We start from the raw sequence: 15,279 nt of genomic DNA, 5'->3' as shown, positions 1-15,279 counted from the left end.
GAGTAAACTAAACGATGAATAAAACTAATGTGATTATTTCTGGAGCAGGCATTTCAGGCTTGTGCGCCGCCATATTTTTGCTATCTCATGGAATTGATGTGAGCATTTATGAAGAAAGCTCTTCTCTAAGAAGTGAGGGGGGATGTATACAAATCCCTGAAAGTATATTGTTTTATTTAGATCAATTGGAATTATCTTATGAATTTAAGAAGACTGCGTTGCGGTGTAATAACATAAAGACACAGCATAAAAAGATGATAAATAGGGATATTGAGCAAATGATTATATTTAAAGGCATCAAGGAATATATGCAAGAAGAGAACATATATACTATATCAAGAGGAGATCTTTATGAAATCTTACTTAAGAAACTTCGTTCTTTGAAAGCAAAGTGTATATTTTTATCTAGCTCAGTAAAAGAATTCAAGGAGCTTCAAAGCAATATTAACGTATTAATAAATGATCAGATCTTCATGGCAAATTATGTTCTAGGAGCTGATGGAGTAAGATCAAACTTACGCAAACAGATTACTTTCCAAAACCCTTCGGTTAAATTTATAAACTATGGTATCTGGAGATCTAAAATTAAAGTTATTGATGAGTTATATGATGCACAAGCAGACTTATATTCTGATGGGGCCAATTGGATCTACACTATTCCATATGTACAAAAATCACAGGTTTATATAGAGTTGCTTGGTATTTTAAAAACCAAAAACTTCAATACATATGTTGAAAAAACAGGTGATGTAAAGCAAATGATTAAAGATTTTGAAGGGTTCGATAGCCATGTGTTAAGCATATTAAATAATATCAATGAGAAGTGTTATTATTATGATATGCCTTTGAAAACAGAGCCTGCCATTCTTGGCACCAACAGATGCATCTTGCTTGGAGATGCTGCCAAATCGTACCCTGATTTCATCGGTTTTGGTAGTGCACAAGCCATAAAACAAACAATAGTAACGCTAAGCTCTATTTTCCATTTACCACTAAAAACAAATATCTCTAAAGTCTATACCCATCGTAAGCCATTTTGCGGTGTTTAGTTGCAAGGTGGTTTGTGATCGATGTATACAAGAGCTTAGTATTTAACTTAAATATTGAATTTGAAATGATGATACTGAGTCACTTCCATTTGGGAAAATTGTATCATCGTTAAATATGTCGCAATCTTTACTGGCATAGCTAATATAAGCGCCATGAGATGGGTCATTTCCTTGTGTGCAATGCATTATAAAGTAATTCTTATTAATATTGTTTTTAAATATCATGTCATATCCAAGCTCATAAGGAGATGAAGTCATATATTCGGCTATTTGCTTATCTGCGCTAACAAGTCCCATAACCAGTGGTAGATCGGAAATTGACGACCAGTCTACATGAAAAGTATACTTATCAAAGCTCGGGTTATCATCCAAAGTAGGTTCAAGATTTTTAGGATCCCAAATCATAGACGTATTATTAAGAGTATTATACGAGAACATAAGTCCTTGAACAGTGAATGTTGTAGAGTTAATAAAAATACTCTTCTTATCCGTTTTTTTATATTGCCAATGCCCTAGAAGAGACGAGTTATCAGCTAGCACAGACATCTCAATATGAGAAGAATCTGTTTGACTAATATAGGGAACTGTCGTAGTAGTACTTATGGAGTCCGATAAATTTGAAACTAAATCACAGTGGTTTTGAGTTGAACTTAGGTCTAGTTTACAATTATAGAGCGCCATATATTTTGAGTTGTTACCATAACCAGGTGCTACTAAATAAATATTGTTTTGATCTTTAAATAAAATGTTTTTTGGAATTAGGTTAAGAGTATGTGAATTGAAATTAGTATTTAGCTCTATTGTTTTGCATTGGTTGGTGTAAACATTTTGGAATTCATCGAGCGGGCAAATTGAAACTAAATTGCTTTTATCCTGTATGAAAGCAATTTTATGAATACTTGAGTTTTGATAGATCGTGAAATTAGTTATATTATCCATTGGTAATTGTTGTACTATACACTCAGAGTTGGAATCATAGTCCAGAGGTTTCCCATTTTCACCTAACGCACAACGCACTAAAATCCCAATGTTATGGGTTCTATAAAATACAAACATATTATGTGGAGCAGGTTCAGAAGCAGGCGGAAGTGGTTGTATAATATCAGCAGTTTTTGTTTGCTTAGAAGAACCATTCACTGATATTTCAACATCAACTGGACTATTCTGGGGAGCATTTAAGGGAAGGGTGCACACAAAATTATAGGTCTGATTTAAAGCAACATGTTGATACTCAGTTGTAGTGCAATTTAAAACGCTCGGTGTATCAATCAATTTAATATCATAATCTTCTGCCCCTAATGTTAACGCAGAATTTGAAAGCACCACATTTACTGTGAAAGGAATACCTGCTTGAATTTCTGATGTAGATATGTTTTCAGTGACATGTAGAGCGCTTTTTGCAGGAGTACTGTTTGATCCGCCGCCACAACTGCAAATTAGTAGTGCAAGCACACTTATAAGTGACCAAATTAATGTTCTATAGACATTAAGAAATATTATTTTCATTCACTTTCCCCTAACATTACTTGGTTGATTGTTATAGCAATTATATTCTTGTCTACTGCATAGAGTTGAAAGTCATTCTAACAGGAGAGTAACATAAAGTGATGGTTACTGGGGGTGATGAAAAGTAAACAGTTGTTTCTTTATTCTATTTCACTTAGTGTTAAGTTGCATTTCATGTAATCGACTTTTAGTGCGTTCAAATTCAAATTGGAGTTTTTCACCTTGATAAATGCTATTAAAATCAGCATCCGCTGCGATAATAACGTGTTTGTCCTCATCATAGAATTCATCAATCATAGCGATAAAACGTCTGGTTTCGCTTTCATATTTTATCGTTAATATGGGCATGTTACTGATATAGATTGTATCAAAACGTTTAGCAAGGGCGATATAGTCACTTACTCCGCGACCATCGCCACAAATACTAAAGAAATCAAACCAAATAGCATTTTCATCAACGGCTTTAACTTTAACAAGACGATCTTCAAGGATGATTTTGGTATCATACATCACGTGCTCTGATGCGTTTTGTTTAAAACGATGAGTCAGATCAAGTGTGGCTTGTGGTAGAGGGTAAAAATAATTTTGATTATGCGCTTGTGTCAGCTGCCTATAGTCAGTGCCTGAGTCAAGGTTGAGAACGGTGACATGTTTGATAAGGCAGTCGATTGCGGGCAAGAAAAGTTCACGTTGTAATCCGCCTTGATAAAGCCGCTCAGGTGGGATGTTTGAAGTGGCAATAAGAGTAATGCCAAGTTCAAATAATTGTGTGAAAAGACCACCTAAGATCATAGCATCTGCAATATCTTCGACAAAAAATTCATCAAAACAAATTACACTATATTTATCCGCAATGTTATGAGCAACTTTTTGTAAAGGATTGTTTTGACCTTGGAAATCACGTAATTGTTGATGTACCTGCTGCATGAAGTGATTAAAATGCAGGCGTATTTTTTTATCAGTGGCTAGTGCATCATAGAATAAATCCATAATAAAAGTTTTACCGCGACCAACGCCACCCCACATGTATAAGCCTTTAATTGGATCGGGCTTCTTTTTAAATAAGTTCCATGCCTTTGGTTTCATTGATTTTTGTTCAACTTGTACAAGAATCTGTTGCAAGTAATCAATTGCCTGTAGTTGCAGTAGATCATCATTATAATGATGTGTTTTGAGATAACTTAGGTAATTGTCGCGTAAACTCATATCATCACATTATGGTTTCGGTGGTAAAAAAGCGATTTGAAAGCGCATTGGTTGTTGATTTGGTTTGGCACGTTTCCAAGGAATTGTTTGATAAGGTGTGATCACTAAATCAGGGTACTGTTTTAATACTTCTTCTGGGAATTCGGAGGCTCCTTCCATTTGTGGTATCAAGATAAATACAGCACCTTTCAAACGTAAATCATGCATATCAAGTGCCGGATTAAGCTTAGGATTAAACTCAATTAAAGCCATCGGATGATCTGTCGAATAGCGGGTAATATAGCTAATAGGTTTGTTAAAACCAGCGATATACTCCAATTTGGTGTGATAGCGTTCATGCCACTTTTCAGTGACGATTTGAGCAATCTCGCGCGCAGGATAATTAGCACTACTGGTTTTACTGCGCGATAATGAAATACTGTAGCCAACAAGCAATAAAAGAGTAATAAAGCTAGCCATAGCGATAAGGCGTTTAATTTTATTTGTGGTTAAAACAGGTTTTGTAATTGCGATGAGGATAAGACTCCATAGGCTTAATAATGGAATCCCCCACATCGTATGGATGTTCCAGCCACCAATGATAGAAATAAGTATGGTAATAAGTGTCGGACCAAGACCTACAAAAAATAAGAACTTGGCGTTAAAGAATCCAATGTTTGTTTTAGTATTCAGTATTGATTTATTTTTGGTTTTGCCAATGTAACCAAATAAGAATAAGGCGACAGCACCCATGAAAGTTCCAATTTGCGCGAAAAAGAAATGTAAGGCATAAGCAAAATGTCTTTGCAATAAGCTCTCATGAATGTGGCTATCAACTTTATCCATTGAGTAATGGATGGTGATAAAGCCATAATCCACAAGCCAAACGATATGAGGGATGCAAATAATCACTAAGATAATCAAGCTTAGATAAAGCTTCCAGTTGATTAAATGGCGATATAATGACTTTTCAAAAAGGATAAATAGCAACATGGCAACCAGTGGTACAGCGGTATAGTATTTTGCCATCATTGCAAGGCCAGCAATGATGCCAAGAAGTATCCAATGTTTTAAGCGGTTTGTAGTGACACTACGATAAAAATACAAAGCCATTAAAGGCCAAAGTCCGAGTTCGCACGCATTATCATTAAAGTCAATAATTGCTAAGTTATAGTATTGAATGGCAATAAGAATAACAGCAGCACAGAGTGCTAAATAGTGATTTTTAAAAATCAACCGACCTAGACGCCAAACTGACCAAAATGCGATAAGTGCCATGATTTGTGAGAATAAATAAATACTCCAATCATGGTTGCCGCTGATAAAGAGAGCAACCTTTGTTAGAAGGGCATTTAACCAAGGGTCGCGCGGGTAGCCCCATTGTAAAGTGTGCGCCCACATTGCTCCTTCGGTAGCATCCATCGGTGTAACAAAGCGCATGATTGATGGTATGAGTGTCCACAAAAATGCGTAAGTTAGGAAAAACATCCAAAATAAATGGCTTGCTTTGATTGTTTGTTTCATTGCGTCATTGCATTAGTGTGTATCGTGGCAATGCGCAACATCATAGCAGAAATAACGAGTCAGAAAATACTTTTATTAAACATCATCACTTTGTTCTTTGTTATTATCTTTGACAAAGCACAATAAGATAAAAGCAAGCATCATACTGAGTGTTAAAATGGAGAATGCCATATGGTAAGAGGAGACGTCAAAGTGCTTAACAGCATTAGCAGGCGCCAAGCCTTGCGTATATTGAACAATTTGCCCGGTGCTATTGATGTAGTTACCTTGCCAGGTAAGCTCAAGAAAATAGCCAATAAGGGGGTCAAAAATCGCACCAAATATTGGCTCGCCGGTGTTGATTAATGCTGCAACGGTAGCAGTCACAACAATAGGGTTGATGCGTCTACCGATGGCGAAGCTCAGCATATAAATCCCCAGTGCAAAGCCAAAGATAAACAAGCAGATAGAGGCAGTTAGTGGCGTGGTTTTCATTGTCAGGACAATGGCGAGACTAATGGTGGCAATAACATGAAATCCAAGCATTAAGCGTTTGGTGTTATAGTATTCTGACATTTTGCCGATAATCGGTGAACCAATAGCCATGCCAAGAAAAATCATCGAAATCATTCCAGCGGCATGCTCAGTTGATATGCCATATTGTTCACGAAAATAATTATTACCCCAAAGTCCGGCAAAGGCATCAATTGCCGTGAAGCTTAAGCCTGTATAAAGGGTTAATAACCAATTATTGCGATTGAAAAGTACTGTTTTAATCGATGTCCACTCAAGACTACTATCTTTAGTAGAGATTTCTTTTTGCTTGGGGTTATGATCACGCATGATTAGGAAGTACAAAAGCGCGCCAATAAGTCCAATAATCGCACAAATGCTCAATGCTTTTTGCCAGGAACCAGTGTGTGAGATTAAGTAAGATAGTGGCGCTTGTCCAATAATCGCACCAAGCATTGCTGCACTGGCTAGAAAGCTTGAAACAAAGGCAAAGTGCCGAGGGGAGAACCATACAGAAACCGCTTTAATATAGCTAACTGTAGCAAAGGAAATCCCAATCCCAATCATAATGCGCCCGAGATATCCAAGCCATAAATCACCGTGATTGGCCCCATAAATAAACACAAGAAGACCTACCGCTGAACTCACGAGTGACAGTGAACTAATGATGCGAAAACCAAACTTATCTAAAATTACGCCTGAGAATAGTTGGGTGATGACAATTGTCCAAAAGGTAATGGCGACTAATGATCCTGCTTCAGCAGGAGAGATGCTAAAAGAAGACATAATGTCATTGGCAATAAGTCCTGGAAAAACTTGCATAATATACTTATAAAGTAGCAAAAAGGCGCTAAGCACCACAACGAAAATAACATAACCTTTGATTTTATGAATTGCCATATATGTTAAAAGGGTTAACTAGAGGTGAAAATATATTAACGATTTGACTGAAAATTAAAAGTAAAGTGTCTGGATTTGTCAGTTTTTTAATAGGCATTGCCTAAAGTGAGAGGTATAGTATGTAACTAACTGAGAAATAAGTAGAGCTATTTTTTACCTCTCCCCTTGCGGGAGAGGTCGTGTGGCTTAAGCTGCACGGGTGAGGGGAAGTTTGGGTTTAACGGATTTTTTCTATGATTACTACGGGATTTAAATTGAGCAAATACAATAAAGGCAAAAAATAAGGGCAACGGCAATGAGTCAACTTTTACCACATGAAGCGGAATACTTTTTTAAACTTCACCGATCTTTAATGCATTTCACCAACAAGAAATATGCTATTAATTCTAGATTAAAATCCGTCGATGATTTTCAAGATTTAGGTCGTGATGAGTTACAGGGCGTTATTCCTGCGATAAGAGATAAGTTGTATGCGGCGGCTAATATAGAAGAGTTCTGTGATAAAAATCTATATGAGTTTAAGGAAGAAGACCTAAATATTATACGACAATGGCGAGGTAAGTTAGCGGTTGATGGCTTTCTAATGAAGCATTTACGTGAGTACTCGGTTGTTATGGCAACACCAGTTGCAAATAAAGGTACCGGTAGGGGTACTAGACTGTATGGTATTAAAGGAATTAGTCATAGCTTGGAGGACTTTTTCCCGAAGCATAGCTTGCCTTATCAGGCGAGCTTCATACTGTTGCCTTTTTTGGAGCATGTTATTTATGATGGATTTATTAGTACTAATAGTATTTATTTTGGCTCCAACATGCGCCGTAGCTTTACAAATGAATATAATCAGATCAAAGCCATAGATGGTATTTACTCTAAATATACAACAGGTGATGATTTGGCTAACCCACCAAAAACAGCCTCAATTAAAGATGTTATAGCGCACTATATTAAAGAGGCATTGGATCAGGGTGAGTTTCCGCATAAGGCATTGGGATATGCTGAAAAGCATAATGAAAGGGCAGTGTTTGAAAAAGAATACACGGCTAAATATATAAAAAATCATAAGAAAAATCTTAAAGCCAATCAGGCTTTGCCTAAAATGCACTATGGTGCATACCGTGAAACAATTATCGCAGTACAGCCAACAAAGAAAGATTTATTAGCGTTTTGCCAGAAACATTATCCAAAAATTGTTGATTATATTACGGTGTTTTCAGTATAAGGATGTTTTTTATGTTTGAATCTGAGCTTTACACTGCAGAGCAATCACAAATAATTGATAAGCTAATTATCAACAAACTGGACGTCAATAGTTTGGATTTAATGTCAAAAGCGGCTTTTGCTTGCTTTGCCAAAGTGCAAAAGTACGATTGCAAGCGTATTGTCGTTGTCTGTGGTGCTGGTAACAATGCCGGTGACGGTTTAATGATTGCAGCCCTTTGCCATATGTCTGGTTTGAGTGTGGACGTTTACTTATGTAGTGCATCTCAAGCACTTTCCAAAGATAGTCAATATATGCTTGTGCATGCCCAAGCAATTGGTGTTGTTGTTACGAAACTAGATGTTGTTGATGAATCATTTGTTAGCTCAATATCTCTGGCGGATATCGTTATTGATGCAATATTGGGTACGGGTCTTAACCGAGATGTTGAGGGCCTTTTTGCAGCAGTTATAGACACGATTAATATTCATAGTAAAAACACCCTAAGCGTTGATATTCCATCAGGCATTTGTGCAACGACGGGCAAAGTATTTAAAGTGGCGATAGTTGCTAATAAAACAATAAGTTTTATCTGCAAAAAGATAGGGCTATATACCGGAGCGGCTCCTGATTATGTAGGGGAGTTGATATTCGCCCCACTTGTTGATTGGGAAAATGTTCAGCTTGAGCTTGATGAAAAACCTGTGGCTAGGCTTCTGGATAAAAAGGATTTGCCAGATTATCAATACTTGCTGCCGCGGGCTAAAACGATCAATAAAAGCGAAAAAGGGCATTTAGCAATTATCGCTGGTGATGAGGGGATGTTTGGTGCGGCAGTGATGTCTGCCTATGCAGCATTAAAAATTGGTGCAGGTCGGGTTAGCCTTTTTACCCATCCGCAAAATAGTAGTAATGCACTAAGTGCTGTTCATCCTGAGATTATGTGCCATAAATTGCATTCAGCAGAGGAGTTTTTAAAACAAGTAGATAAGTTTGATGTGATTGCAGTAGGGTGTGGTATGTCGATTAATCAAGCGTGGTCAAAGGCTGTCTTGCCGAGTATTTTGCATATTAATAAACCAATGGTGGTGGATGCGGGTGCTTTGGATTTTTTAAACGATCGCATTCAGTGTGACTTTAGTTCCCAGCGTCTAATAACGCCACATGAGGGCGAAGCTTCAAGGCTGCTTGGTATTGAAGTTGAATATATTCGTGAGCATCGCGTTCAAATAACAAAATCGCTGGCGGAAAAATACGGTGTATCCGTCTTGCTCAAGGGCTGTGGTAGTTTGTTGTATAGTAATGGTGATATGTATTTAAACCCTTATGGTACTAATATTCTCGCTACCGCGGGATCAGGCGATATATTAACTGGTGTGATTGCAGGATTAGCGGCGCAACTAAAGTGTATGCAATCTTCAGCGCTATTTGCTCTATTGCTACAGGGTATGGCGGCTGAAAACTATGTCGCAAAGCATGGCACGCATGGGTTTATGGCGTCGATGATCCTGAATGAGATTATTGAGGTGATAAATTTAACCAAGAATTTTTATAGTTAAATTTGGCGATTCAAATTTAACTAAGGAATTTTGTAGTCCGAGTTAATGCGCTAAAACGAACTAAAGATTTTTATAATCCAAGTTAAGGTGTTAAATTGGATCAAGGAATTATATAGTCCAAATTAGCGCGCCAAATTGGACTATGGGTTTTTATAGTCAGAGTTAGCGCTTCAAACTTGACTAAGGAATTTTATAGTTCGAGTTAATACGCTAAACCGACCTGGGGATTTTTATAGTTTGAGTTAATACGCTAAGCTGAACTAAGGATTATGTGGTTTATATTGAAGCAGTCATATAGTCTAATTTCGGTAACCTTATAATTTGATTCAACCCGCCAACAAACTAATTGCAATCACGCTGTTGAAGTTTAAACCAGTATGCGTTAGAATGCGCTACCATTTTCTTGTGATCAGGCGGCTTTGGTGTGCGCTGATGTGGTGGGAAATGTTTATTTTAGGCGGGTTTTAGCGTCTTATTTGCAAGTTGTTTTAAGTTTTCTTTAAAGTGTTTTTGGAGAAAAGTTAAAGTAGTTCGCTCTTGAGTGGATGAAAGTTTTACGGCTTAGGTCGTGAAAAATTGCCGAAGCAGTATCGCCTTGATAGATAAAGGTGGCGTTTTGGTTAAAACTGCAAAAGCAGTGAAATTAAGTGTTTCACGGTCAATTGTAATCGTGGAAGTAAATAATAATAAAATGAGGATAAAAGATGTCTTTAGGTATCGTAGGTCGCAAATGCGGCATGACTCGTGTCTTTACTGAAGATGGAACATCTATCCCTGTAACAGTTGTTCATGTGGAGCCAAATACGGTAACACAAGTAAAAACAGTTGATACAGATGGATATAGCTCTATTCAGGTAACAACAGGTCTCAAAAAGCGCTCTCGTATAAACAAAGCGGAAGCTGGTCATTTTGCTAAGGCAAATGTTGAACCAGGTCGTGGCTTATGGGAGTTTCGTCTAAATGCAGAACAAGTTGCAGAATATGAAGCTGGTAAAACAGTTGATGTCTCAATGTTCGAAGCTGGTCAAAAAGTAGATGTAACAGGTACTTCTAAAGGTAAAGGTTTCCAAGGTGGTGTTAAGCGTCATAATTTCAGAACGCAAGACATGTCTCATGGTAACTCTGTTTCACATCGTGTACATGGTTCAACAGGTCAAAACCAGACACCTGGTCGTGTTTTCAAGAATAAGAAAATGGCCGGTCATATGGGTAATGTTCAAACCACTATGCAAACTCTTGAAGTTGTTAAAGTAGATGTTGAAAACGGTCTGTTGTTATTAAAAGGCGGCATTCCTGGCGCAACAGGCGGTGATGTTATCGTAACACCTGCTATCAAAGTTAAAGCTTAAGAGGGAGAGTGCACGTGGATTTAAATATTAAAACATTGGCTGGTGAAAACACTGGCGTACTGAATGTGGCAGATAGCGTATTCTCTAAAGACTATAATGAAAGCTTAGTTCATCAAGTCGTTGTGGCTTACATGGCTGGTGCGCGTCAAGGGACAAAAGCACAAAAAACACGCTCTGAAGTATCAGGCGGCGGTGCGAAACCTTGGAGACAAAAAGGAACAGGACGTGCGCGTGCTGGTACTATTCGCTCTCCGATCTGGCGCAAAGGTGGTGTGACATTTGCTGCTAAGCCAAGAAGCTATGAGCAAAAAGTTAACCGCAAAATGTATCGCGCGGCGATTCAGTCTATTTTATCTGAATTGTTAAGAAGTGATCGCTTGTTAGCAGTTGAAGGCTTTAAGCTTGAAACACCAAAAACAAAAGAATTCGTCCAGTTATTAAAGCAGTTAGATGTCAAAGAAGCTTTGATTGTTGTAAGCCCTGAAGAGTTTACTGAAGAGCTATACCTTGCTTCAAGAAACATTAAGAATGTAGCTGTTGTTGATTCGCATGAAATCAATCCTGTTGCGTTAATGTGCTTTGACAAAGTAATTATGACTCAAGAAGCAGTTAAGCAAGTTGAGGAGCGTTTAGTATGAATCAAGAAAGATTGCTTAAAGTGTTGCTAAGCCCACATGTGACAAACAAAGCATATGAAGTCGCTGAGCGCTCTTCTTATGTTGTGTTCAAAGTCGCAACGGATGCAACTAAAAAAGAAATTAAAAAAGCAGTTGAGATGCTTTTTGAAGTGCAAGTTGAAGATGTGAAAACTGTCAACGTTAAAGGTAAGGCGCGCCGTTTTGGTCGTATTGAAGGTAGAACTAAAGACTGGAAGAAAGCTTATATTAGACTTCAAGAAGGTCATGACATCAATTTTATTGGTGCTGAATAAGTTAGCGGTGAGGATAGATAATGAAAATAGTTAAAGCAAAACCAACCTCTCCTGGTCGTCGCTTTGTTGTTCAGATCCAAAACCCTGAGCTTCACAAAGGTAGACCTTTTGCTGGATTAGTTGAGAGTAAGTCTAAAAACGCAGGTCGTAACAACCAAGGTCGTATTACTGTTCGTCATCAAGGTGGCGGTCACAAGCAAAATTACCGTGTTATTGACTTTAAACGTGTTAAAGATGGAATTCCTGCTAAAGTTGAACGTATCGAGTATGATCCAAATCGTACAGCAAATATCGCATTATTGTTGTATAAGGATGGTGAAAGAAGATACATGATTGCGCCAAAAGGATTAACGGCTGGTATGGAAGTTATCTCTGGTGAGCATGTCTCAATTAAGCCAGGTAACTGTATGCCGATCCGTAACATCCCGCTTGGTACGGTTGTTCATAACGTTGAATTAAAGCCTGGTAAAGGTGCGCAAATGGCGCGTTCTGCTGGAACTTCAGTTCAAATCGTTGGTAAGGATAATGCTTATGCGATCGTGCGCTTGCGTTCAGGTGAGATGCGTAAAGTATTATTGAGTTGTCGCGCAGTGGTTGGAACAGTTTCTAATTCTGAGCACAACTTAAGATCAATCGGTAAAGCAGGTGCTAATCGTTGGCGTGGTATTCGTCCTACTGTACGTGGTGTTGCGATGAACCCAGTTGATCACCCGCATGGTGGTGGTGAAGGTCGTACTTCTGGTGGCCGTCACCCTGTAACGCCTTGGGGTGTGAAGACTAAAGGTAAGAAAACACGTACAAATAAGCGTTCTAACAAGCTAATTGTACAAAGACGTAAATAATTAAAGGGAGAATACTGTGGCTCGTTCATTAAAGAAAGGACCTTTTGTAGATCATCACCTATTAAAGAAAGTGTTTGATGCGCAAGAGTCTAATTCAAAAAAGCCAATTAAAACTTGGTCTAGAAGATCTATGATTGTGCCAGATATGATTGGTTTAACAATCGCTGTGCATAATGGTCATCAACATGTTCCAGTTCTAGTAACTGAAAACATGATTGGACATAAGTTAGGCGAGTTTGCTGTGACACGTAACTATCGTGGTCATGCAGCAGATAAAAAAGCTAAGAAAAAATAATTGAGGTTTTCAATGGAAGTTCAAGCTAAATTAAAACATGCGCGAATTTCAGCTCAAAAAGCACGTTTGGTCGCTGACCAAATTCGTGGTTTGCCAGTTGAAAGAGCGTTAAACCTTCTTTCTTTTAGCAATAAAAAAGCTGCTGAATTGATCAAAGGTGTCTTAACGTCGGCTATCGCTAACGCTGAGCATAACGATGGATTGGATATTGACGAGCTGTATGTTTCTACAGTTCACGTTGATGAAGGTTCAACCATGAAACGTTTTGAAGCTCGCGCTAAAGGTCGTGGTAATCGTATTTTAAAACGCACTTCTCACGTTACTGTGAAAGTGGCAGAAAAAAATTAAGGGGCACTAAATGGGTCAGAAGGTTCATCCTACCGGTATACGCCTAGGTTTTATTAAAGACTGGCGTTCAGTATGGTATGCAGATGCAAAAGATTATGCAGATAAGTTAAACTCCGATATTGAAGTGCGTAACTATCTTCATAAAAAACTAGCCAATGCTTCAGTGAGTAAGATCAAGATCGAACGTCCAGCACAAAACGCTAAAGTGACTATTTTCACTGCGCGTCCTGGTATCGTAATTGGTAAGAAAGGTGAAGATGTTGAAGTGTTGCGCAACGAATTGACGAAGAAAATGGGCGTTCCTGTCCAGGTTAATATCGAAGAAATCCGTAAGCCTGAGTTAGATGCTCAATTGGTTGCTGATGGTATCGCACAACAATTAGAAAAGCGTGTTATGTTCCGCCGTGCGATGAAGCGTGCGATCCAAACCGCTATGAAGATGGGTGCTGAAGGGATTAAAGTATCGATCGCTGGTCGTTTAGGTGGTGCGGAAATCGCACGTACTGAATGGGCAAAAGAAGGTCGTATTCCGCTTCATACTTTCCGTGCTGATATTGATTATGCAACATCTGAAGCTTTAACAACTTACGGTATCCTAGGTGTTAAAGTATGGATATTCAAAGGTGAAGTTCTTCCTGGTCAAGAGCGTAAAATTGATGCAATGACTGAAGACAAGGCACCAAAGAAAGCAAAAAGAAGAGGGGCTAAATAATGTTACAGCCTAAGCGTACTAAATTCCGTAAACAGCAAAAATTACGTAACCGTGGTCTTGCTTTGCGTGGCAATAAAGTCAGTTTTGGTGAGTTTGGTTTGCAAGCGACTAGTCGTGGTCGCTTGACAGCGCGCCAAATCGAAGCAGGGCGTCGTGCGATTAACCGTCACATTCGTCGTGGTGGTAAAGTATGGATTCGCGTTTTCCCAGACAAGCCAATTACTGAGAAGCCATTAGAAGTTCGTATGGGTAAAGGTAAAGGTAATGTTGAGTACTGGGTAGCACAAATCAAGCCAGGCAAGATGCTTTATGAAATCCAAGGTGTGAGTGAAGAAATGGCTAGAGCCGCTTTTGCGCGTGCTGCAGCTAAGCTTCCTTTTGCAACTACATTCGCAGAAAAAACGGTGATGTAATGAAAGCTAGTGAAAAAATAAAAGAATTAAAAGCAAAATCAGCTGAAGAGTTGAAAGCGCATAAGATTGATTTGTTGAAAGAACAGTTTAACTTGCGTATGCAAAAAGGGACTGGGCAATTAACACAGAATCATATGTTTAAAAACATTCGTCGTGATATTGCTCGCATTAATACGGTTTTGTCTGAAAAACAAAAAGTGGGTAACTAAAGATGAGTGATAAAATAAGAACGTTACTTGGTAAAGTAACAAGTGACAAGATGGATAAAACGATCACAGTCGTTGTAGATCGTAAGGTTAAGCATCCGTTATATGGTAAGTTCGTAACAAAATCGACTAAGTACCATGCGCATGATGAAGCAAACGAGTGCAACGAAGGTGATACGGTTGAAATCACTGAAACAAGACCTTACTCAAAAACTAAAAAGTGGCGTTTGGTTTCAATCGTAGAGCGTGCAAAATAATAAAAATGTAATGATAAAACAGCCTGTGTAGAGGAGACTTTCCCCTGCGCAAATTGTCAAATTGCAATTTTAATTTTTGTTGTTATAATGGTGCGTCTTTTGACGCCACTATTTAGAAATTGACCTAAGTGAGGTATATAAAATGATTCAGATGCAAACTGAACTTCAAGTTGCTGATAATAGTGGCGCTCGTAGGGTAGAATGTATCAAAGTGTTGGGTGGTTCTCATCGTAGATATGCAAGTGTTGGTGATGTGATCAAAGTTTCTGTTAAGGAAGCGAACCCACGCGGTAAGGTAAAAAAAGGAAGCGTATACAGTGCAGTTGTGGTTAGAACAGCGAAAGGTGTTCGTCGTCGCGATGGTTCTGTTTTGCGCTTTGATGGTAATGCTGTTGTTCTTTTGAATAACAACAACCAACCTATTGGTACGCGTATATTCGGTCCTGTGACACGTGAGCTACGTAGTGAACAATTTATGAAGATTGTTTCACTTGCCCCTGAAGTGTTATAAGT

General features: G+C 38.4%; 18 protein-coding genes. 14 read left to right on the top strand and 4 right to left on the bottom strand.

What is annotated here, in order from left to right; genetic code table 11:
• The first annotated feature begins 14 nt into the window (after window positions 1-14).
• On the top strand, window positions 15-1,049 hold the full coding sequence (locus DNK85_RS03970; RefSeq protein ID WP_119328277.1) for an FAD-dependent monooxygenase: 1,035 nt from the start codon (window positions 15-17) through the stop codon (window positions 1,047-1,049).
• Window positions 1,050-1,091: 42 nt separating this feature from the next.
• Here the strand turns inward: DNK85_RS03970 and DNK85_RS03965 are convergent, their stop codons facing one another.
• The 4 genes from DNK85_RS03965 to DNK85_RS03950 form a co-directional block, all read right to left on the bottom strand.
• The gene (locus DNK85_RS03965) at window positions 1,092-2,555 is read right to left on the bottom strand and encodes a hypothetical protein (RefSeq protein WP_119328276.1); all 1,464 of its coding nucleotides are present in this window, start codon (window positions 2,553-2,555) and stop codon (window positions 1,092-1,094) included.
• A 150-nt stretch (window positions 2,556-2,705) separates the two neighbouring features.
• Window positions 2,706-3,761 carry a cell division protein ZapE gene (gene zapE, locus DNK85_RS03960; protein ID WP_119328275.1) on the bottom strand — a complete coding sequence of 352 codons (1,056 nt, stop codon included), beginning with the start codon at window positions 3,759-3,761 and terminating at the stop codon, window positions 2,706-2,708.
• A 9-nt stretch (window positions 3,762-3,770) separates the two neighbouring features.
• The gene (locus DNK85_RS03955; RefSeq protein WP_119328274.1) at window positions 3,771-5,264 is read right to left on the bottom strand and encodes a glycosyltransferase family 39 protein; all 1,494 of its coding nucleotides are present in this window, start codon (window positions 5,262-5,264) and stop codon (window positions 3,771-3,773) included.
• 75 nt (window positions 5,265-5,339) lie between these two features.
• Window positions 5,340-6,656, bottom strand: coding sequence for an MFS transporter (locus DNK85_RS03950; RefSeq protein WP_119328273.1), 1,317 nt, complete (start codon window positions 6,654-6,656; stop codon window positions 5,340-5,342).
• Window positions 6,657-6,951: 295 nt separating this feature from the next.
• Between DNK85_RS03950 and DNK85_RS03945 the strand changes: the two genes are divergently transcribed.
• From DNK85_RS03945 to rplN, 13 genes are all read left to right on the top strand, one after another.
• A complete protein-coding gene (locus tag DNK85_RS03945) occupies window positions 6,952-7,875 on the top strand; it encodes a hypothetical protein (RefSeq protein WP_119328272.1) in 924 nt (307 codons plus the stop codon).
• Window positions 7,876-7,886: 11 nt separating this feature from the next.
• Window positions 7,887-9,413 carry an NAD(P)H-hydrate dehydratase gene (locus DNK85_RS03940; protein WP_162896513.1) on the top strand — a complete coding sequence of 509 codons (1,527 nt, stop codon included), beginning with the start codon at window positions 7,887-7,889 and terminating at the stop codon, window positions 9,411-9,413.
• Window positions 9,414-10,117: 704 nt separating this feature from the next.
• Entirely contained in the window at window positions 10,118-10,762 is a 645-nt protein-coding gene (gene rplC / locus DNK85_RS03935) for a 50S ribosomal protein L3 (RefSeq protein WP_119328270.1), read from the top strand.
• Window positions 10,763-10,776: 14 nt separating this feature from the next.
• Window positions 10,777-11,400 carry a 50S ribosomal protein L4 gene (gene rplD / locus DNK85_RS03930; protein WP_119328269.1) on the top strand — a complete coding sequence of 208 codons (624 nt, stop codon included), beginning with the start codon at window positions 10,777-10,779 and terminating at the stop codon, window positions 11,398-11,400.
• Entirely contained in the window at window positions 11,397-11,693 is a 297-nt protein-coding gene (gene rplW, locus DNK85_RS03925) for a 50S ribosomal protein L23 (RefSeq protein ID WP_119328268.1), read from the top strand. The genes rplD and rplW overlap by 4 nt, the downstream gene beginning before the upstream one ends.
• Before the next feature lie 17 nt (window positions 11,694-11,710).
• Window positions 11,711-12,535, top strand: coding sequence for a 50S ribosomal protein L2 (gene rplB / locus DNK85_RS03920; protein ID WP_119328267.1), 825 nt, complete (start codon window positions 11,711-11,713; stop codon window positions 12,533-12,535).
• Between the two features lie 16 nt (window positions 12,536-12,551).
• Window positions 12,552-12,830 (top strand): 30S ribosomal protein S19, encoded by a 279-nt coding sequence (gene rpsS, locus DNK85_RS03915; RefSeq protein WP_117001410.1) that lies wholly within the window; start codon window positions 12,552-12,554, stop codon window positions 12,828-12,830.
• 12 nt (window positions 12,831-12,842) lie between these two features.
• Complete coding sequence (gene rplV / locus DNK85_RS03910; RefSeq protein ID WP_119328266.1) at window positions 12,843-13,178, top strand: 50S ribosomal protein L22; 336 nt, start codon at window positions 12,843-12,845, stop codon at window positions 13,176-13,178.
• A 10-nt stretch (window positions 13,179-13,188) separates the two neighbouring features.
• Entirely contained in the window at window positions 13,189-13,890 is a 702-nt protein-coding gene (rpsC, locus tag DNK85_RS03905) for a 30S ribosomal protein S3 (protein ID WP_119328265.1), read from the top strand.
• Window positions 13,890-14,303, top strand: coding sequence for a 50S ribosomal protein L16 (gene rplP, locus DNK85_RS03900; RefSeq protein ID WP_119328264.1), 414 nt, complete (start codon window positions 13,890-13,892; stop codon window positions 14,301-14,303). Before rpsC ends, rplP begins: the two co-directional genes overlap by 1 nt.
• Entirely contained in the window at window positions 14,303-14,512 is a 210-nt protein-coding gene (gene rpmC / locus DNK85_RS03895; RefSeq protein ID WP_119328263.1) for a 50S ribosomal protein L29, read from the top strand. Before rplP ends, rpmC begins: the two co-directional genes overlap by 1 nt.
• Window positions 14,513-14,514: 2 nt before the next feature.
• Window positions 14,515-14,766 carry a 30S ribosomal protein S17 gene (gene rpsQ, locus DNK85_RS03890; RefSeq protein WP_117001405.1) on the top strand — a complete coding sequence of 84 codons (252 nt, stop codon included), beginning with the start codon at window positions 14,515-14,517 and terminating at the stop codon, window positions 14,764-14,766.
• A gap of 142 nt (window positions 14,767-14,908) precedes the next feature.
• Window positions 14,909-15,277, top strand: coding sequence for a 50S ribosomal protein L14 (gene rplN, locus DNK85_RS03885; RefSeq protein ID WP_117001404.1), 369 nt, complete (start codon window positions 14,909-14,911; stop codon window positions 15,275-15,277).
• Window positions 15,278-15,279: the final 2 nt, after the last annotated feature.

This window comes from Cysteiniphilum halobium (assembly GCF_003574425.1).
In the GTDB taxonomy this organism is placed as follows: domain Bacteria; phylum Pseudomonadota; class Gammaproteobacteria; order Francisellales; family Francisellaceae; genus Caedibacter; species Caedibacter halobius.
Note: the sequence above shows the minus strand (reverse complement) of the source record. Positions and strands in the feature narration are given on the sequence as shown.

What these genes read in the sequence shown, in the direction of transcription:
- DNK85_RS03955 (WP_119328274.1), bottom strand. Translation starts at nt 5,264, where the DNA reads ATGAAACAAACAATCAAAGCAAGCCATTTATTTTGGATGTTTTTCCTA.
- rplN (WP_117001404.1), top strand. Translation starts at nt 14,909, where the DNA reads ATGATTCAGATGCAAACTGAACTTCAAGTTGCTGATAATAGTGGCGCT.
- rplW (WP_119328268.1), top strand. Translation starts at nt 11,397, where the DNA reads ATGAATCAAGAAAGATTGCTTAAAGTGTTGCTAAGCCCACATGTGACA.
- rpsQ (WP_117001405.1), top strand. Translation starts at nt 14,515, where the DNA reads ATGAGTGATAAAATAAGAACGTTACTTGGTAAAGTAACAAGTGACAAG.
- rpmC (WP_119328263.1), top strand. Translation starts at nt 14,303, where the DNA reads ATGAAAGCTAGTGAAAAAATAAAAGAATTAAAAGCAAAATCAGCTGAA.
- DNK85_RS03945 (WP_119328272.1), top strand. Translation starts at nt 6,952, where the DNA reads ATGAGTCAACTTTTACCACATGAAGCGGAATACTTTTTTAAACTTCAC.
- DNK85_RS03950 (WP_119328273.1), bottom strand. Translation starts at nt 6,656, where the DNA reads ATGGCAATTCATAAAATCAAAGGTTATGTTATTTTCGTTGTGGTGCTT.
- DNK85_RS03940 (WP_162896513.1), top strand. Translation starts at nt 7,887, where the DNA reads ATGTTTGAATCTGAGCTTTACACTGCAGAGCAATCACAAATAATTGAT.
- rplV (WP_119328266.1), top strand. Translation starts at nt 12,843, where the DNA reads ATGGAAGTTCAAGCTAAATTAAAACATGCGCGAATTTCAGCTCAAAAA.
- DNK85_RS03965 (WP_119328276.1), bottom strand. Translation starts at nt 2,555, where the DNA reads ATGAAAATAATATTTCTTAATGTCTATAGAACATTAATTTGGTCACTT.
- rplP (WP_119328264.1), top strand. Translation starts at nt 13,890, where the DNA reads ATGTTACAGCCTAAGCGTACTAAATTCCGTAAACAGCAAAAATTACGT.
- rpsC (WP_119328265.1), top strand. Translation starts at nt 13,189, where the DNA reads ATGGGTCAGAAGGTTCATCCTACCGGTATACGCCTAGGTTTTATTAAA.
- rplC (WP_119328270.1), top strand. Translation starts at nt 10,118, where the DNA reads ATGTCTTTAGGTATCGTAGGTCGCAAATGCGGCATGACTCGTGTCTTT.
- zapE (WP_119328275.1), bottom strand. Translation starts at nt 3,761, where the DNA reads ATGAGTTTACGCGACAATTACCTAAGTTATCTCAAAACACATCATTAT.
- DNK85_RS03970 (WP_119328277.1), top strand. Translation starts at nt 15, where the DNA reads ATGAATAAAACTAATGTGATTATTTCTGGAGCAGGCATTTCAGGCTTG.